Origin of the sequence: Streptomyces barringtoniae (assembly GCF_020819595.1) — a bacterium.
GTDB classification, from domain to species: domain Bacteria; phylum Actinomycetota; class Actinomycetes; order Streptomycetales; family Streptomycetaceae; genus Streptomyces; species Streptomyces barringtoniae.
The window spans coordinates 233,528-249,551 of record NZ_JAJHNP010000009.1 but is presented as its reverse complement, the minus strand read 5'-3'; the positions used below and the strand labels follow the sequence as shown (position 1 = coordinate 249,551).

18 protein-coding genes are annotated in these 16,024 nt (G+C 72.5%); 8 read left to right on the top strand and 10 right to left on the bottom strand.

Going from position 1 to position 16,024, the window contains the following annotated elements:
• Nucleotides 1–48 precede the first annotated feature (48 nt).
• Both LMU33_RS18555 and LMU33_RS18550 read left to right on the top strand, forming a co-directional pair.
• Nucleotides 49–843 carry a hypothetical protein gene (locus tag LMU33_RS18555; protein ID WP_228621525.1) on the top strand — a complete coding sequence of 265 codons (795 nt, stop codon included), beginning with the start codon at nucleotides 49–51 and terminating at the stop codon, nucleotides 841–843.
• A gap of 66 nt (nucleotides 844–909) precedes the next feature.
• Entirely contained in the window at nucleotides 910–1,818 is a 909-nt protein-coding gene (locus LMU33_RS18550; RefSeq protein WP_228621524.1) for an alpha/beta fold hydrolase, read from the top strand.
• Here the strand turns inward: LMU33_RS18550 and LMU33_RS18545 are convergent.
• From LMU33_RS18545 to LMU33_RS18525, 5 genes are all read right to left on the bottom strand, one after another.
• Nucleotides 1,815–2,270: a hypothetical protein gene (locus LMU33_RS18545; RefSeq protein WP_228621522.1), complete on the bottom strand. Its 456-nt coding sequence runs from the start codon at nucleotides 2,268–2,270 to the stop codon at nucleotides 1,815–1,817. The genes LMU33_RS18550 and LMU33_RS18545 overlap by 4 nt on opposite strands.
• Nucleotides 2,267–2,836 carry an RNA polymerase sigma factor gene (locus LMU33_RS18540; protein WP_228621521.1) on the bottom strand — a complete coding sequence of 190 codons (570 nt, stop codon included), beginning with the start codon at nucleotides 2,834–2,836 and terminating at the stop codon, nucleotides 2,267–2,269. The genes LMU33_RS18545 and LMU33_RS18540 overlap by 4 nt, the downstream gene beginning before the upstream one ends.
• Before the next feature lie 7 nt (nucleotides 2,837–2,843).
• The gene (locus LMU33_RS18535) at nucleotides 2,844–3,884 is read right to left on the bottom strand and encodes a DUF1648 domain-containing protein (RefSeq protein ID WP_228621520.1); all 1,041 of its coding nucleotides are present in this window, start codon (nucleotides 3,882–3,884) and stop codon (nucleotides 2,844–2,846) included.
• Nucleotides 3,881–4,231, bottom strand: coding sequence for a GntR family transcriptional regulator (locus tag LMU33_RS18530; protein ID WP_228621518.1), 351 nt, complete (start codon nucleotides 4,229–4,231; stop codon nucleotides 3,881–3,883). Before LMU33_RS18530 ends, LMU33_RS18535 begins: the two co-directional genes overlap by 4 nt.
• Before the next feature lie 109 nt (nucleotides 4,232–4,340).
• Nucleotides 4,341–5,252: a D-alanyl-D-alanine carboxypeptidase family protein gene (locus tag LMU33_RS18525; RefSeq protein WP_228621517.1), complete on the bottom strand. Its 912-nt coding sequence runs from the start codon at nucleotides 5,250–5,252 to the stop codon at nucleotides 4,341–4,343.
• Nucleotides 5,253–5,451: 199 nt separating this feature from the next.
• Between LMU33_RS18525 and LMU33_RS18520 the strand changes: the two genes are divergently transcribed.
• Both LMU33_RS18520 and LMU33_RS18515 read left to right on the top strand, forming a co-directional pair.
• A complete protein-coding gene (locus LMU33_RS18520; RefSeq protein ID WP_228621515.1) occupies nucleotides 5,452–6,126 on the top strand; it encodes a GntR family transcriptional regulator in 675 nt (224 codons plus the stop codon).
• Nucleotides 6,123–7,433 (top strand): MFS transporter, encoded by a 1,311-nt coding sequence (locus tag LMU33_RS18515; protein ID WP_228621514.1) that lies wholly within the window; start codon nucleotides 6,123–6,125, stop codon nucleotides 7,431–7,433. The genes LMU33_RS18520 and LMU33_RS18515 overlap by 4 nt, the downstream gene beginning before the upstream one ends.
• A 108-nt stretch (nucleotides 7,434–7,541) precedes the next feature.
• On the opposite strand, the gene LMU33_RS18510 is transcribed toward LMU33_RS18515, so the two are convergent.
• Complete coding sequence (locus tag LMU33_RS18510; RefSeq protein WP_228621512.1) at nucleotides 7,542–8,366, bottom strand: maleylpyruvate isomerase family mycothiol-dependent enzyme; 825 nt, start codon at nucleotides 8,364–8,366, stop codon at nucleotides 7,542–7,544.
• 182 nt (nucleotides 8,367–8,548) lie between these two features.
• On the opposite strand from LMU33_RS18510, the gene LMU33_RS18505 reads away from it, so the two are divergent.
• Nucleotides 8,549–9,367 carry a carbon-nitrogen family hydrolase gene (locus LMU33_RS18505; protein WP_228621511.1) on the top strand — a complete coding sequence of 273 codons (819 nt, stop codon included), beginning with the start codon at nucleotides 8,549–8,551 and terminating at the stop codon, nucleotides 9,365–9,367.
• 26 nt (nucleotides 9,368–9,393) lie between these two features.
• Here the strand turns inward: LMU33_RS18505 and LMU33_RS18500 are convergent, their stop codons facing one another.
• Both LMU33_RS18500 and LMU33_RS18495 read right to left on the bottom strand, forming a co-directional pair.
• Nucleotides 9,394–9,888, bottom strand: coding sequence for an LURP-one-related/scramblase family protein (locus LMU33_RS18500; RefSeq protein ID WP_228621510.1), 495 nt, complete (start codon nucleotides 9,886–9,888; stop codon nucleotides 9,394–9,396).
• 31 nt (nucleotides 9,889–9,919) lie between these two features.
• A complete protein-coding gene (locus tag LMU33_RS18495) occupies nucleotides 9,920–10,996 on the bottom strand; it encodes a helix-turn-helix domain-containing protein (protein WP_249813927.1) in 1,077 nt (358 codons plus the stop codon).
• 51 nt (nucleotides 10,997–11,047) lie between these two features.
• Between LMU33_RS18495 and LMU33_RS18490 the strand changes: the two genes are divergently transcribed.
• The 3 genes from LMU33_RS18490 (at nucleotide 11,048) to LMU33_RS18480 (ending at nucleotide 14,356) form a co-directional block, all read left to right on the top strand.
• The gene (locus LMU33_RS18490; RefSeq protein WP_228621507.1) at nucleotides 11,048–11,440 is read left to right on the top strand and encodes a cupin domain-containing protein; all 393 of its coding nucleotides are present in this window, start codon (nucleotides 11,048–11,050) and stop codon (nucleotides 11,438–11,440) included.
• A gap of 144 nt (nucleotides 11,441–11,584) precedes the next feature.
• Nucleotides 11,585–12,418 carry a calcium-binding protein gene (locus LMU33_RS18485; protein ID WP_228621505.1) on the top strand — a complete coding sequence of 278 codons (834 nt, stop codon included), beginning with the start codon at nucleotides 11,585–11,587 and terminating at the stop codon, nucleotides 12,416–12,418.
• A gap of 117 nt (nucleotides 12,419–12,535) precedes the next feature.
• Nucleotides 12,536–14,356 (top strand): thioredoxin-like domain-containing protein, encoded by a 1,821-nt coding sequence (locus tag LMU33_RS18480; protein ID WP_228621504.1) that lies wholly within the window; start codon nucleotides 12,536–12,538, stop codon nucleotides 14,354–14,356.
• Nucleotides 14,357–14,368: 12 nt separating this feature from the next.
• Here LMU33_RS18480 and LMU33_RS18475 read toward each other — a convergent pair whose 3' ends face one another.
• Both LMU33_RS18475 and LMU33_RS18470 read right to left on the bottom strand, forming a co-directional pair.
• Nucleotides 14,369–14,623: a hypothetical protein gene (locus tag LMU33_RS18475; RefSeq protein WP_228621503.1), complete on the bottom strand. Its 255-nt coding sequence runs from the start codon at nucleotides 14,621–14,623 to the stop codon at nucleotides 14,369–14,371.
• 66 nt (nucleotides 14,624–14,689) lie between these two features.
• Nucleotides 14,690–15,988: a M18 family aminopeptidase gene (locus tag LMU33_RS18470; protein ID WP_228621501.1), complete on the bottom strand. Its 1,299-nt coding sequence runs from the start codon at nucleotides 15,986–15,988 to the stop codon at nucleotides 14,690–14,692.
• Nucleotides 15,989–16,024 lie beyond the last annotated feature (36 nt).

Sequence of the window (16,024 nt, the reverse complement as noted above, 5' to 3'; positions counted from 1 at the left end):
GGGACGTCACGGATGGTGAGGGAGTGGCCACGGCGGCACGCTGGTCGCATGACGAAATCCCTTGCCGCTGGGCTCAGTTCGCCTTCCGTCCGCCGTGTCGCCGCCGTCGCGGGCGCCGCCGTCCTCGCCGGTACGGCGGCGGTGTGCGCGCCAGGAGTGGCCTACTCCGCGCCACGCGTCACCGCGGCGACCGCGACCGACTTCGGTGACTGTCCGCCCCTGCCCGACGGCGTCGACCCGGCCCGATGGCGGTGCGAAGTGCACACCGCCGCCCCGCGGTTGACCCTCGGCAAGGTCACGGTGAACCTCGCCCCGATCACCATGACGCACGCCGAAGGCCCGATGCCGGACGGCAGCAAGGGCCAGGTGTGGGGTGCGATGCACAGCTCCCCCACCGCCGTACCGGGCGGACTGACCGGCACGCCGGCGGGCGATCGCGCGGCCGTCCTGGGCCTGGCGATACAGCCGGAGTACGGCGGCCGGTCCGACTTCTACACCGGGCAGTTCAGCCTGCGCTTCCGGCTCATCGGCCCGCTGGTGCCGCACGGCTGCACGATCGGCGCGGGCGAGCCGGTCGACTTCCGGCTGAAGCGCTCGGGTCCTTCCAAGTGGGTCTCCCAGGACCCACCGGTGATCGAGTTCTCGGCGTACGACGACACCTTCACCGCCCCGGCCGCCGAAGACTGCGGACCCCTGACCGGAGCCCTCAACCGTCGCCTCGGCCTGCCGGCGACCGAAGGCAACCTGCTGTCCTACGACGCCTCGTACACCTTCAAGACCTACGACCAGCTCCCCACGGGGGAGCACGACAAGGAACAGAAGGGAGGGAACCTTTCGCGCTGATGCCGACTCCTGACCCGGCGACGCGGGCCCGACCGGGGGACCGCACCGGCCCGAGAGGGGTCAGGCATGGCACCGCACACCGACCGTACAGACCGTCCGCTGCCGAAGGACGAGCGTGCCGAGCACCGCATGCTGGACGTGGGCTCCACCAGGCTGCATCTCGCCGAGTACGGCGGCACCGGCACCCCGCTGCTGATGCTGCACGGCTTCCCGCAGCACTGGTACGCCTGGCACAAGGTCGCCGGGCAGCTGTCCGACGGATACCGGCTGCTCAGCCCGGACCTGCGCGGCTTCGGCTGGTCGCCGATCACGCGGCGCGGCTACGACATGGACAGCCTGGCCGAGGACGCCCTCGCGCTGCTCGACACCCTCGGGCTGGAGCGGGTCGGACTGGTCGGGCACGACTGGGGAGCGCATCTCGGGTTCCGGCTGTGCCTGAGGGCGCCGGAGCGGTTCACCGGCTACCTGGCGCTCAACATGACCCACCCCTGGCCCCGGCACCGCGCGGTCCTGCCCAACCTGTGGCGGCTGTGGTACACCGCGTTCGTCGAATACCCGGTGCTCGGGCGGGCCGTGCTGCGGCACTGGCCCGGCTTCACCCGCTTCCTGCTGCGCCACCAGGTCGCCGACCCGGCGGCCGCGTGGACGCAGGCGGAGATCGCCGAGTACGCCGCTGCCACCGCGCACAGCGCCCCCGCCGTCCAGTCCCTGTTCTGGCAGTACGTCCTGCACGACATCCCCGCGCTGGTACGGGGCACCGCGCGGCGGCAGCGGCTGACCGTGCCGACGCTGCTGCTCGGCGGGGAGCGGGACAACGTGGTCGTGCCGTCGATGCTGGCGGGCGCGGAGCGGTACGCCGACGAGCTGCGCGTGCGGCTGGTGCCGGCGGCCGGGCACCATCTGCCGCAGGAGCGGCCGGAGGAGGTGGCCGAGGCGATCCGCGAGCTGTTCGCCCCCTTCGCCGAGGAGGTCTAGCGCAGCGCCGCCCGCTCGGCGACCCGGTCGACGAACGCCCGTCCGCGCCGCTCGCCGAGCAGGCGGCCGTAGAGCCACTGGGCGGGACGCAGGGCGGTGGGGCGGGTCGCGCCGAGGACGGCGAAGCGCGTGCCGCCGGCCTCGGGGGCGGCCGCCATGCCGCCGACGATCAGCCGGGACTGCATCAGACACCAGCCGGGGGAGAGCCGTACCTCGAAGGACTCCGTCAGGCCCGAACGGCCCACCGCCAGCGCCCGTTTCCGCTCGGTGTCGCCGGGCGGCACGCGGAACTCGCGGAGGAACGGCACGAGACGGGGCAGTTCCGCCTCCAGGTCGGCGGCCACCGCCCACACCCTCTCGTAGGGCAGCGCCAGATGCTCCTCGGCGTACAGACCGGCGTGCAGCCCCGCGGCCAGCACGCGCAGCCGCAGCACCGGATCGGAGGAACTCATCGTGACCACGCCTTCCGGAAGGAGGAACGGGCCCGGCTCAGCCGGGACTTGACGGTGCCCTGCGGTACGCCGAGCAGGGCGGCGACGGTGGCCTCGTCCAGGCCCTCCAGCTCGCGCAGGACCAGCACCGCGCGGTGCCGTACCGGCAGCCGGGCCAGTGCGTCCCGCACGTCGGCCGACAGCTCACCGTCGGCGTCCGTGCGCAGTCCGCCGAGGCGGGCCAGGTCGGCGGGGTCGGCCGGTTCCTCGGCGGAGGTGCGGCGGGCGACCCGGACCGCCTCGCGGACCGTGGCCGTACGGACCCAGCCGTAGAAGGCCTGTGGGTCGCGGAGTGTGCGCAGGCCCTTGAAGACGGCCAGCAGTGACTCCTGTACGGCGTCGGCCGTGTCGTTCGGGGCGATCGGGCGGCAGAGCCGGGTCACGTACGGGGTGACCAGCGTGAGCAGTTCGTCCATGGCCAGGGCGTCCCCGTTCTGTGCGGCCCGGACCAGTGCGGCGGCCGTGTCCCAGGGCGCCGCCCGGCCGTCGCCCTCCCCTTGGACGCCCTGGGGGCTCCGGATGCCCATGGCCGGCTCAGGCCCGCCGCCGGAGCGCGTTCAGCAGGGCCGCGCCCCGTTCGGCGTCGTCCACGCTCACGGCGAAGTCGGTACGGCGGCCCCGGGGCCGTACGACCAGACAGTCACCGGCGCGGAGCATGACCGTCGTGCCGAGGCCGCTGAGGCGGTAGCCCCAGCCGCCGACCTGGGACGGCTGCCGGGGCTCGGCGCGGGCGGACTCGATGGCGGTCGGCGACCAGCGCCGGGCGGGCCAGCCGAGCGGGCCGAACGACACCTCCAGGCCCGCTTCCGACACCTTCGCCTGGACCGAGGAGGAGAGGGCGCCGGCGAGCGAGACGGCGGCGCAGACGGCGCACAGCGGGACCAGCACGGCGGGGTCCGCCAGCCCGGCGACCAGTGTCACCAGCGCGCCGACGGCGATCAGACCGGTCAGCGCGGCCACCAGTTGCAGCCAGGGGTTGGCCGCGCGGGAGAACCACACCAGGCGCTCGCCCGCGGGCAGGTCGAGTGCGGGGGTCGGGGCGGGTGGCGTGGTGGAGGTGGTGCGGATGGTCAGCCGCCAGGCCACCACGCCGGCGACCGCTGCCAGGGCCAGGGGAAGGACGACCCCGAGGGCCGGATCGCGGGCCTCGTGCCAGTCGGTGCGGTCGAGGTTGGCGCGGACGACGCAGGCCTGCGCGCCGACGAGCACCGCCGCGGCGGGCGCCAGCGCGATCGCCCGCCAGGGGCGTGCGGCCGGCCAGGACCGGCGCCGGCGCACGCTCAGCGCGAGGGCGACCAGCAGCCAGAGGCCGGCCGGCAACAGGGATGCCTCCCACAGCGGCATGGAGCCGTCGGGGGCGGCTCCCCCGCTCCAGTGGGTCGCGAGCCGGTCGGGCAGCCGGCCGCGCGCGACCCAGGGCAGACCCGCCAGCAGCGCCGCGACGGCCACCGTGCACCCCGCGAGCCCCCAGCGCGCGGTGCGACTGCGGGCACCTGCGCGGTCGTTCCCGTTCCGGCTGCGCCCGCCCCCGTTCCGGTACCGGTCGTTGCCGTCCCGGTCGTCCCCGTCGCTCATGTCGTCGTCCCCCGGATCATCTCGATGAGGTCGGTGCGGCTGTAGCCGAGCCGGGATGCCTCCGCGACCAGCTCACGCACCCTGATTTCCAGTCCGGAGCGCCGGGCCGCACCTTCGGCGACGGTGATCCCCCGGCCGCGGCGGAACTCCAGCAGGCCCTCGTCCCGCAGTTCGCGCAGGCCGCGCAGGACGGTGTTGACGTTGATGTCCAGGGCCGTGGAGAGATCGCGGGCGGAGGGCAGCCGGTCGCCCGCGCGGCACTCGCCCTCGGCGATGGCCCGCCGGATCGCCGCCGCGACCTGCTCGTGCAGGGGGCGGGTGTCGGTCTTGTCCAGACGGATCAGCATGGTGCCAATGACGCTAGCACCATGTGCTTCATCGCGCACCCGGCGGCAACAGAACGGGCCCGCCGCACAATGCGGCGGGCCCGTGGGCGTCCGAGCGTCCGGGTACGCGTCAGCCGAGCCGGGCGAAGCCGTAGTTGAGGAGCTTCGTGGCGTCCGTCGCGCGCTGTGCGTAAGTGGTGGAGGCCAGAACCGTGCCGATGACCGTCTTGCCGTTGCGGGTGGCGGCGAAGACGAGGCAGGCGCCGGCCTCGGGGCCGGAGCCGGTCTTCACGCCGATGGCACCGCTGTAGCTGGAGAGCAGCGTGTTGGTGTTGTTCCAGGTCCCCATGGTGCGCGTGCCACCGGTCTTGGTGATCGTCTTCGCGGTGTACGCCTTCGTCTTGACGATCGTGCGGAACGTGGAGTTCGTCATCGCGCTGCTGGCGAGCTTCGTCAGGTCGCGCGGCGTCGAGTAGTTGTTTCCGTTGCCGATGCCGTCGAAGGAGTCGAAGTGGGTGTTCTTCAGACCGAGGTTCTTGGCGGCGGTGTTCATCTTGCCGATGAAGTTGCTCACGCGCGCGGCGCGGGTGGAACCGGAGCCGTAGGTGTCGGCGAGCGCGTAGGCGGCGTCGCAGCCGGACGGCAGCATCAGGCCGTACAGCAGCTGGCGGACGGTTACCTTGTCGCCGACGATCAGGTGCGCCTGGGAGGCGTTGTTCGCGACGACGTAGTCGCTGTACGCCTTCTGGATCACCACCTGCTTGTCGAGGTTGAGGTTCGACTGCGCGAGCACGACCTTGGCGGTCATGATCTTGGTGGTGGAGCCGGTGGAACGCTTGTAGTCCGCCGTCTTGTTGTACAGCGTCGTACCGCCCGCGTTGTTCATCACGTAGCCGCCCTTGGCCACGATCGAGGGCGTCGTGACGGCCTGAGCGGGCGCCGCGGTGAGGGCACCGGTCGCGAGCAGCGCGCCGGAGGTGACAGCGACGGCGGCGGCTCTGCGGAGTCGCGAGGTACGGGTGCCCTTAATGCCGGTAATCAAAGTGATATACCCCGATTGTGTTGAATGCCCCTGAAGCGCGGCCGAGTTGAGGTGGCAAGAGCAGCGGGCCGCACGTGTGAGACACGTAAGTAGCACAGAAGGTTGTGCGGTCGCTGCGGGGGGTCCTGGTCACAGATCCGTCACGTCCGGATGCTGGACGCCGCCGCCCATGCGTACGTGTTGTATCTATCCTGTGGGCATGAAGACGGCCGTACAGCAGCCCGCCCGCCGCGACCCCAAGTCACCCCCCGCCGCCGACCGCGTGTACGCCCATGTCAAGCAGGGCGTCCTCGACCGGCGCTACGAGGGCGGCACTCTGCTCACCGAGGGCGAGCTGGCCGAGGCCGTCGGGGTCTCCCGCACCCCTGTGCGGGAGGCGCTGCTGCGGCTGGAGGCCGAGGGCCTGATCCGGCTCTACCCGAAGAAGGGCGCGATGGTCCTGCCGGTCTCCGCGCAGGAGATCGCGGACGTGGTGGAGACCCGCCAGCTGGTCGAGGAGCACGCCGCCCGCAAGGCCGTACCCGCCCCGCCCGCCCTGCTGCAGCGGCTGACCGAGCTGCTGGAGCTGCAGAAGGCGCAGGCGGCCGCCGGTGACCTGGCCGCGGCCGCGGTGACCGACCGCAGCTTCCACGCCGAGATCGTGCGCAGCGGCGGCAACGAGATCCTGTCCCGGCTCTACGACCAGCTGCGCGACCGGCAGCTGCGGATGGGCGTCGCCGTCATGCACTCCCACCCCGACCGCATCGCCAAGACGCTCACCGAGCACGAGGAGATCCTGAACGCGCTGCGCGACGGGGACGCGGAGGCGGCCGTCGGGGCCGTGCACCGGCATGTGAGCTGGTTCGAGCACCTCGCCCGGGGTGAGGCCCGATGAGCGCTCCGGCGCGGAACGTCACCCTTCCGGGTGATCCGCCGGGCGGCCGACGCGCCGTCACCGTGTGGTCCATAGGCGTCGCCGTCTACTTCGTCGCCGTCATCTTCCGTACGTCACTCGGCGTGGCGGGACTGGACGCGGCGGACCGCTTCCATGTGAACGCCTCCGCCCTGTCGACGTTCTCCATCCTCCAGCTGCTGGTCTACGCCGGCATGCAGATACCCGTCGGCCTGCTGGTCGACCGGCTCGGCACCAAGAGGGTGCTGAGCATCGGCGCCGTGCTGTTCACGGCGGGGCAGCTGGGCTTCGCCTTCTCCCCGTCCTACGGCACCGCCCTCGCCTCCCGCGCCCTGCTGGGCTGCGGTGACGCGATGACCTTCATCAGCGTGCTGCGGCTCGGCACCCGCTGGTTCCCGGCCCGGCGCGGGCCGCTGGTCGCGCAGCTCGCGGGGCTGGTCGGCATGGCGGGTAACCTGGTCTCCACCCTGGTCCTCGCCCGGCTGCTGCACGGCATCGGCTGGACCCCGGCGTTCGCCGGCAGTGCGGTCGCGGGTGTCGTCGTCCTCGTGCTGACGCTGCTGTTCCTGAAGGACCACCCCGAGGGGCACGAACCCGAGCCGGCGCCGCACCAGGGCGCGGCCTACGTCCGCCGGCAGATCGCGGCGTCCTGGCGGGAGCCCGGCACGCGCCTCGGGCTGTGGGTGCACTTCACCACCCAGTTCCCGGCGATGGTGTTCCTGCTGCTGTGGGGCCTGCCGTTCCTGGTGCAGGCGCAGGGGCTCAGCCGGGCCACGGCCGGTGAACTGCTCACCCTGGTCGTTCTGTCCAACATGGTGATCGGGCTGGTCTACGGCCAGATCGTCGCCCGGCACCACGCGGCGCGGCTGCCGCTGGCGCTGGGCACGGTCGGGGCGACGGCGCTGCTGTGGGCTTCGACGCTGGCCTATCCCGGTGCACATGCGCCGATGTGGCTGCTGGTGGTGCTGTGCACGGTGCTGGGGGCGTGCGGGCCGGCCTCGATGCTCGGGTTCGACTTCGCGCGGCCCGCCAACCCGCCCGAGCGACAGGGGACCGCGTCGGGCATCACCAACATGGGCGGTTTCGTCGCCTCGATGACGACGTTGTTCGCGGTCGGGGTGCTGCTGGACGCGACCGGGGACGACTACGCCGTGGCCTTCAGCGCCGTGTTCGTGCTGCAGGCGCTCGGGGTGTCCCAGATCCTGCGGCTCCGGGGGCGGGCCGCCCGGCGTGAGCGCGAGCGGTTGGTCGCCAGCCGGGTGGAGACGGTGCACGTCCCGGCGGCTTAGCCGTTCACCCCATCCCGCGCACCACCCGGCACCGGTCGGCCAAGAGGCAGGACAGGCAACCTGCTCGGGCGCTCGCCGTCGGTGGCTCGGCTCCCGCAGCCGTGTCGGCTACGGCGTCACCGCGAAGTTGCGCAGGATCGCCGCCGTCAGGTCGAGGTCCCCCTCGGCCTTCACCCGGTCGGCCACCGCCTCCGGTGTCACTCGGCCGCAGGCGAGGCGCACGTAGGTCTCCCAGTCGAGGGTGAGGGTGGCGGCGGGGCCGAGGGCCGGGGCGGTTTCCAGGGATCCGCGTCCCTGGATGTCGACGCGGATGGTGCGCAGGAACTCCACCGGTCCGTGCACGTCGAAGACGACGGCCGAACTGCGCGGCGCGTCCGCGTCCTTCGCGACGACCTTGGGGAGTGCCTCCAGGAGGACGTCCCGGGCCACGTGCGCGCCCGGCGAGTCCAGGTTGCCGGGGCGGCCGAGGGCCGTGCGCAGGTCCTGCTCATGCACCCACACGTCGAAGGCGCGGGCGCGGTAGGCCTGTTCCACCGTGATGTCCTTGCTCAGCGGGCCGCGGACCGTGGTGCCGGGGTCACGCGACTCGTTGCGCAGCTGGCGGTTGCGGCGGATGACCGTGTACTCCAGCTCGGCCGTCATCTCCGGCGCCGTGTGGTGGCGGCGGACGTCGACCTGCATCTCCATGTACCGCTGGTGCTCGTTGGTGACGTGGAAGAGGTCACGGGGCAGGGAGTGGATCGGGCGCGGGTCGCCGAGCAGCTCGCAGTCCATGCCGATGACGTGCGACACGATGTCCCGGACCGACCAGCCCGGGCAGGGGGTCCGCCGGTTCCACTCGCTCTCCGCGAGCGACTGGACCATCTCGGATATCGCTTCGATGGAGTGCGTCCAGGCGTCGGCGTAGGGCTGGAGGGTGGGATGCAGACTCACGGAACGGGACCCCTCGGCGGTCGGTACACGGGCGGGTTGTGGCGGCGTTGCCAGCGGGCGGCGGCTGCACTTCGGCGGGTGTCTGGGAGGCTAAGTTACGCTGCCTGCAGGCACCCCGGCAGTGCTTTCGTGTGACGATCGTAGGCCTGTGTGGGCTACTCGAATGCCAGGACGGTGGTAGTGTGCGCGCCTCGCTGATCCAGATCGCCGTGAACGAGGACGAATCGGTCGACACCCGGCGGCAGCGGGTGGCCGCGCTGGTCCGCGAGCAGGCCGGAGCCGACCTGGTGGTCCTGCCGGAGCTGTGGACCACCGGCGCCTTCGCCTACGAGGAGTTCGGCCGCGAGGCCGAGCCGCTCGAAGGGCCGACGTACGAGGCGATGGCCAAGGCCGCGAGCGACGCGGGCGTCTGGCTGCACGCTGGGTCCGTTCCGGAGCGGGCCGCGTCCGACAGCGGCTCCGCCGCGGGCGAGGGAGCGCTCTACAACACCTCTCTCGTCTTCTCCCCCTCCGGTGAGCTCGCCGCCGCCTACCGCAAGATCCACCGCTTCGGCTTCGACAAGGGCGAGGCCGTACTGATGGGCGCCGGGCGGGACCTGGTGACGGTCCGGCTGCCCGGCACGACGCTCGGCGTGGCCACCTGCTACGACCTCCGTTTCCCCGAACTGTTCCGGTCACTGGTCGACGCCGGCGCCGAGACCCTGGTGATCCCGGCGGGCTGGCCCGAGCGGCGACGCGCGCACTGGACGCTGCTGGCCCAGGCGCGGGCGGTGGAGAACCAGGCGTTCGTGCTCGCGTGTGGAACGGCCGGAACCCATGCGGGAGTTCCGCAGGCGGGTCACTCGATCGTGGTCGATCCGTGGGGCGAGGTGCTCGCCGAGGCGGGCCCGGACGAGGAGGTCCTCACCGTCGACTTCGACCCGGCGAAGGTGACGGCCACCCGCGAGCAGTTCCCGGCGCTGAAGGACCGCGTCCTGGGCCTGGAGCCGCCCCGGCGCTAGCGGGCCCTCGAGCCCTTCGACCCCCGTCAGTCCTCCTCCCGCTCCTTCTGCGCCAGGTGGATCACGCACACCGCCACCGCGATCAGCAGGGCCGGGTCGGCGTCCTCGCGCACGATGTCGACACCGTAGGTGTCCCGGAGGGACAGGAAGCGGCGGGAGATCACGGCCAGGAGTTCGCCGTCGTACTCGATGGCGAACTCGTGGTCGAGGATCCTGCCGCTGACGTCCAGCACGGTGCCGTCGACCAGGGACACCCGGTAGTGGTGGCGCAGCAGGGACAGCCGTTTGCGCCTGATGGTGGCCAGGCCCTCGCCGTCCCGCTCGATCACCATGGTGTCGCGCAGCGCGAACATCTTCTGGTGGATGTCGATCAGCACGCGCCCGTGGGCGTCCTTCAGCTGGAAGGTGTCCCGCAGCCGCATGGCCTTGCCGTCGACGAGGAAGACCTTCCGGCCGTGCTCGTCCTCGATCCAGTAGTCGTCGCCGATGCCGAGCAGCCGGTCGTGTACGAGGAGTCTCATGCGCATACCGTTCCCCGCCGCGCGCTGATCGTCACGGTCCGGCCGGCCGAAGGGCCCGGCGGTCGCGCTCGTCGGGACCCGCCGGCCCGAACCGCCTCCGGTACGCCGACGGGCTCAGCCCCGTCTCCCGGCGCAGCCGGGCGCGCAGATTGGCCGCCGTACCCAGGCCGCTGCGGGCCGCGACGACGTCCAGGCGCTCCTCGCCCCGTTCGATCAGCCGGCAGGCCAGCGCCACCCGCTCCCCGGTGAGCCAGGCCAGCGGCGTCGTACCCAGCTGGGCGCGGAACCGGCGGTGCAGGGTGGCGGGGCTGACGGCCGCGCGGGCGGCGAGGTCCGCCACGGTCAGCGGCTCGCCCAGCCGCTCCTGCGCCCAGGCCAGCAGCGGGCCGAGCGATTCGTCGGGCACGTCGGGCACGGGGCGCTCCACGAACTGCCGCTGCCCGCCGTCGCGGTGGGCGGCGAAGACCAGGCGCCGGGAGACGGCGTTGGCGAATTCGGCGCCGTGGTCGCCGCGCCACAGGTGCAGCCCGAGGTCGAGCGCGGCCGCGCTTCCGGCGGCGGTGAGGATGTCGCCCTCGTCCACGAACAGGACGTCGGGCTCCAGCAGCACCTCGGGGTGCAGATCCCGGAAGGTGTCCGCCCACATCCAGTGGGTGGTGGCCCGGCGCCCGTCGAGCAGACCGGCCTCGGCGAGGGCGAAACTGCCGGTGCAGAAGCTGACGATGCGCGCCCCGCGCGCGTGCGTGCGCCGGATGGCGTCCAGGACGTCGGCGCCGCGCGGTACGACGTTGTCGGGGCGTCCGGGTACGACGAGGGTGTCGGCCTCCTCCACCGCCTCCAGGCCGGGTACGCCGGCCAGGGTGAAGAAGCCGTGGTTCATCCGGATCCCCGGGGTGGGCGCGCACAGCGTCACCGTGTACAGCGGCCCCGGACCGCCCAGTTCGGGCCTGGGCAGGCCGAACAGTTCGGTGGCGACGCCGACCTCGAAGGGGTTGGTGCCCGCGTCCACGATCACGACGACCCGGTGCGGCGGCACGGCCCGATCCGGTGGCACGGTCCGTTGCGGCGGCAGGGTACGGTCCGGTGGCTGAGAGGATCCTTGCGGCATATGCGATTCCTAGCACTCGTGCGCCGGGCGGGCCGGCCCGAGGATGACGGCATGAGCAGCGAACCGATCTCCCTGGACAAGGCCCTGGCCTCCTTCACCGAGTGCTGGAGCCCGCGCATCGTCGCCACCGTCAACGACTACGACGTCCGGATCGCCAGGTTCGAGGGCGAGCACGTCTGGCATGTGCACGAGGACACCGACGAGTTCTTCCTGGTCCTCGACGGCGAGGTGCACCTGGGCCTGCGCGAGCCGGCCGGCGAGCGCACCGTCGTCCTGACCAAGGGCTCGGTGTTCACCGTGGCGCGCGGCACCTGTCACAAGCCGTCCGCGCCCCATCGCGCCGAAGTCCTCCTCTTCGAGCCCACCGGCACCCTCACGGTCGGCGACCGGCACGAGGAGGTTCCCGGACACGTCGACGTCACCACCGGCCACGCCCTGACCTGACCGGGCGCCTGAATCCACCGGGCCGACAGGTGTAGCGCAGATGAACTCCCCGTATGCCCAAGGGAGTTGACCAACCAAGAGGCGGGGTCCCCGAGTCGAACGGTGCGGAAGTCGCCCATCCGCCCGTTCCCTCGGAGGCACCTCATGCCCTCGCGCACCGCGCTCGCCGCCCTGGCCCTGGGCACCGCCCTGGCCGCACCCCTCGCCGTGGCCGGAACCGCCGGCGCCGCCACCGCCTCGGCCACCGCCGCGGTCAACCAGTACGACTGGCAGCTGACCTACCGTGCCGCCCCCGGCCAGACCAACAAGGCCACCGTCACCGCCTCCCTCACCGCGGACCGCACCGGCATCACCTATGTGATCGACGACGTCGTTCCCATCATGGCGGGCCACGACTGCGCCCACCCCGACCGCAAGGACCGCACGAAGGTCTTCTGCACGGTGACCCTGGTGGACAGCCAGGATCCGTACGCCGCCCTGATCACGAACCTCGGCGACCGCGACGACACGTTCGCCTACGACAACGCCACCGGCCAGGTCTACTCCTACGCCCGGATATCGCTGGGCGCGGGCAACGACAGGGCGACCGACTCCGGCCGCCTCGACGGCGCCTACGTCTCCGGCGACGCCGGCGACGACACCATCGCCGTCGGCGCGGAGGGCCTGGCCCGGGGCGGTGACGGCAACGACACGGTCAACGCGAGCGGCGGCGACACCATCGTCCAGGGCGGCAAGGGCGACGACGTGCTGCACGGCGGCTCCGGGACCCAGTACCTGTCCGGCGACGACGGCAGGGACACGATCACCGGCGGAACCGGCGACGACACCCTGAACGGCGGCACCGGCAACGACGTCCTGTACGGCAACAGCGGGAACGACAAGCTGTACGGCAACAGCGGCAATGACACGTTGTACGGCGGTCCCGGCCGGGACACGCTCTCCGGCGGCCCCGGCACGGATGTGATCCACCAGGACTGAGAGCCACTGGGCGGCTGGGCGGCTGGGCGCGACTTTTCCACAGGCGTCCGAGCGGGTCCGGCCGGTTGTCCACAGGGGCCCGAACGGCTGTCGGAGTCGGGTGGCACTCTTGGAGCCATGACCGACTCCGCACCCCGCCGCGTTCGCGTCCGCGCCCCCGAGCTGATCGGCAAGGGCGGCTGGCTGAACACGGGCGATCAGCAGTACACCCTCGCCGACCTGCGCGGACGCATCGTCGTCCTGGACTTCTGGACCTTCTGCTGCATCAACTGCCTGCATGTCCTGGACGAGCTGCGCGAGCTGGAGGAGAAGCACCGGGACACCGTCGTGGTCATCGGCGTGCACTCGCCGAAGTTCGTGCACGAGGCCCAGCACCAGGCGGTCGTCGACGCCGTGGAGCGCTACGGCGTCGAGCACCCGGTGCTGGACGACCCGGAGCTCGCCACCTGGAAGCAGTACGCGGTGCGGGCCTGGCCGACCCTGGTCGTGATCGACCCGGAGGGGTACGTCGTCGCCCAGCACGCCGGCGAGGGCCACGCCCACGCCATCGAGCGGCTGGTCGAGGAACTGGAGGCGGAGCACGAGGCGAAGGGCACCCTGCGCCGCGGCGACGGTCCGTACGTGGCGCCGGAGCCCGAGCCGACGACCCTGCGCTTCCCGGGCAGGGCGCTGCTGCTCCCGTCCGGGAACTTCCTGGTCAGCGACACCACCCGGCACAAGCTGGTGGAGCTGGCCGAGGACGCCGAGACCGTCGTACGGCGCATCGGCTCCGGCGCGCGCGGGTTCACCGACGGCGGCCCCGAGCAGGCCTCCTTCAGCGAGCCGCAGGGCCTGGCGCTGCTGCCGGACGGCTCGGTGGTCGTCGCCGACACCGTCAACCACGCCCTGCGCCGCCTCGACCTCGCCACGGGCGCGGTGACCACCCTGGCCGGCACCGGCAGGCAGTGGTGGCAGGGGTCCGCCACGTCCGGCCCGGCCCGCGAGGTGGACCTCTCCTCGCCCTGGGACGTGGCGGTCTTCGGCGGCAAGGTGTGGATCGCGATGGCGGGCGTCCACCAGCTGTGGACGTACGACCCCGCGGCGGGCACGGTCGCCGCGGCGGCGGGCACCACCAACGAGGGCCTGGTCGACGGCCCCGGCGCCGAGGCCTGGTTCGCCCAGCCCTCCGGTCTCGCGGCGACCGCCGACCGGCTGTGGCTCGCCGACTCCGAGACGAGCGCCCTGCGCTGGGTGGACCTCGACGGGCACGTGCACACCGCCGTCGGCACCGGCCTGTTCGACTTCGGCCACCGCGACGGCGCCGCCGGACAGGCCCTGTTCCAGCACCCGTTGGGCGTCACCGCCCTCCCCGACGGCTCGGTGGCGGTCGCCGACACCTACAACCACGCCCTGCGACGCTACGACCCGGCCACCGGCGAGGTCAGCACGCTCGCCACCGACCTGCGTGAGCCCAGCGGCGCCGTGCTCGTCGGCGAGGACATCGTGGTCGTGGAGTCGGCCCGGCACCGGCTGACCCGGCTGCGGCTGCCCGAGGAGGCGGTGCGGGTGGAGTCGGTCGCCCACCGCACCCGGCGCGCGGCGACCGAGGTCGCCCCCGGCCGCCTCGGACTGGACGTCATATTCCAGGCCCCTGCGGGCCAGAAGCTGGACACCCGCTACGGCCCGTCGACCCGTCTGCTGGTCTCCTCGACCCCGCCCGAGCTGCTGCTCAGGGGCGAGGGCGCGGACACGGACCTGAGCCGCGAGCTGGAACTCAACCCGGCCGTGGCGGAGGGCGTCCTGCACGTCTCGGCCATGGCCGCCTCCTGTGACGACGACCCGGCCAACGCGTACCCCGCCTGCCACGTCCACCAGCAGGACTGGGGCGTCCCGGTCCGCCTCACCGAGGGTGCGGCGGACCGCCTGCCGCTCGTCCTCGCGGGCATGGACGACCAGTAGGCAGGCGGCGCGTCAGACACCGTAGCCGTCGTTGTAGCCGTCGACGCGGTGGTGGTGATGGTGCGGTTCCTCCTCCACCACCGGTGCCGGCGGCATCACGACGCGCCGGCGTCGCGCGATACCGCTGAACGTGGCGACGCCGATCAGGCCCACGGCCATCAGGATCACGCCGACGACGTCGAGGTTGACGCCGCGCATGTGCCAGTCGGTCGCGAACGTGAGGATGGCCCCCACGGCGATGAGGATGATGCATCCTCCGAGCCCCATGAGAAGTCGCCTCCCCTTTCGGTTCCGGAATCTCCGGTGCCGTCCGGGTACCCGGGGCAGTGCCGGCTAGCCCTCCAGGAAGGCCGTCAGGGCGTTCGCCAGCAGGAACGGGTCGTCGGCGCCGCACAGTTCACGCACGCTGTGCATGGAGAGGATCGCCACGCCGATGTCCACGGTCCGGATGCCGTGCCGGGCCGCGGTGATGGGGCCGATCGTCGTGCCGCAGGGCATGGAGTTGTTGGAGACGAACGACTGGAAGGGCACGTCGGCCTTCTCGCAGGCGGCGGCGAACACCGCGCGGCCCGAACCGTCCGTGGCGTAGCGGTTGTTGACGTTGACCTTGAGGATCGGTCCGCCGTTGACCCGGGGGTGGTGCGTCGGGTCGTGCCGCTCGGCGTAGTTGGGGTGGACGGCGTGGCCCGTGTCGGAGGACAGGCAGACCGTGCCGGCGAAGGCCCGGGCCCGGTCCTCGTACGAGCCGCCGCGCGCGAAGACCGAGCGCTCCAGCACCGATCCGAGCAGCGGGCCGTCCGCGCCGGTGTCCGACTGGGAGCCGTTCTCCTCGTGGTCGAAGGCGGCGAGCACGGGGATGCGGGTGAGCGCGGCACCGGAGGTCGCGACGGCGGCCAGGGCGGCGGCGCCCGCGTGCACCGACAGCAGGTTGTCCATGCGCGGGCCGGCGACCAGGTCCCGGTCGCGGCCGAGGTAGGCGGGGGCCTCCACCGGGTGCGTCATCAGGTCCCAGCCGGTGACCGAGCCGGCCGCGAGCCCCGCCTCCTGCTCCAGGAAGGCGATCAGATCGCCGTCGCGCACGTCGTCGCCGAGGCCCCAGACCGGCTGCAGATGACGCTGCTTGTCGAGCTTGAGCCCCTCGGTGCTGACCGAACGGTCCAGGTGGATGGCGAGCTGGGGCACACGCAGCAGCGGCCGGTCCACGTTGACCAGGACCGAGGAGCCGTCCCGCAGGCTCAGCCGGCCGGCCAGGCCCAGGTCGCGGTCCAGCCAGGAGTTCATCAGCGGACCGCCGTAGATCTCGACGGCGACCTGGCGCCAGCCGTGCGCCCCGCTGTCCGGCCGCGGCTTGATCCTCAGGTTCGGGGAGTCGGTGTGCGCGCCGACGATGTGGAACGGCGTGTGCGCCTCGGCACCCTCGGGGACGTACCAGGCGACGATCGCGCCGCCGCGCAGTACGTACTTGCCGCCGCTCGAGGAGTCCCAGGCGTCCGTCTCGGCGACCTGCCTGAAGCCGGCCTTCTCCAGCCGCTCGGCGGTGTTCGCCACGGCGTGGTACGGCGACGGGCTCGCCGCCAGGAAGGACATGAGGTCGTCGGTGTGGCCGCGGTCGAAGCGGGCTGGTGCGCTCATGGGTTCACCTTAACGACGTGCGCGGGCCCGCTCCCG

Bases quoted from the DNA above. Each gene is read 5' to 3' on its own strand.
- LMU33_RS18535 (WP_228621520.1), bottom strand. From the start codon at position 3,884: ATGAGCGACGGGGACGACCGGGACGGCAACGACCGGTACCGGAACGGG.
- LMU33_RS18475 (WP_228621503.1), bottom strand. From the start codon at position 14,623: ATGGGGCTCGGAGGATGCATCATCCTCATCGCCGTGGGGGCCATCCTC.
- LMU33_RS18470 (WP_228621501.1), bottom strand. From the start codon at position 15,988: ATGAGCGCACCAGCCCGCTTCGACCGCGGCCACACCGACGACCTCATG.
- LMU33_RS18540 (WP_228621521.1), bottom strand. From the start codon at position 2,836: ATGGGCATCCGGAGCCCCCAGGGCGTCCAAGGGGAGGGCGACGGCCGG.
- LMU33_RS18480 (WP_228621504.1), top strand. From the start codon at position 12,536: ATGACCGACTCCGCACCCCGCCGCGTTCGCGTCCGCGCCCCCGAGCTG.
- LMU33_RS18555 (WP_228621525.1), top strand. From the start codon at position 49: ATGACGAAATCCCTTGCCGCTGGGCTCAGTTCGCCTTCCGTCCGCCGT.
- LMU33_RS18550 (WP_228621524.1), top strand. From the start codon at position 910: ATGGCACCGCACACCGACCGTACAGACCGTCCGCTGCCGAAGGACGAG.
- LMU33_RS18545 (WP_228621522.1), bottom strand. From the start codon at position 2,270: ATGAGTTCCTCCGATCCGGTGCTGCGGCTGCGCGTGCTGGCCGCGGGG.
- LMU33_RS18495 (WP_249813927.1), bottom strand. From the start codon at position 10,996: ATGCCGCAAGGATCCTCTCAGCCACCGGACCGTACCCTGCCGCCGCAA.
- LMU33_RS18485 (WP_228621505.1), top strand. From the start codon at position 11,585: ATGCCCTCGCGCACCGCGCTCGCCGCCCTGGCCCTGGGCACCGCCCTG.
- LMU33_RS18530 (WP_228621518.1), bottom strand. From the start codon at position 4,231: ATGCTGATCCGTCTGGACAAGACCGACACCCGCCCCCTGCACGAGCAG.
- LMU33_RS18515 (WP_228621514.1), top strand. From the start codon at position 6,123: ATGAGCGCTCCGGCGCGGAACGTCACCCTTCCGGGTGATCCGCCGGGC.
- LMU33_RS18490 (WP_228621507.1), top strand. From the start codon at position 11,048: ATGAGCAGCGAACCGATCTCCCTGGACAAGGCCCTGGCCTCCTTCACC.
- LMU33_RS18520 (WP_228621515.1), top strand. From the start codon at position 5,452: ATGAAGACGGCCGTACAGCAGCCCGCCCGCCGCGACCCCAAGTCACCC.
- LMU33_RS18500 (WP_228621510.1), bottom strand. From the start codon at position 9,888: ATGAGACTCCTCGTACACGACCGGCTGCTCGGCATCGGCGACGACTAC.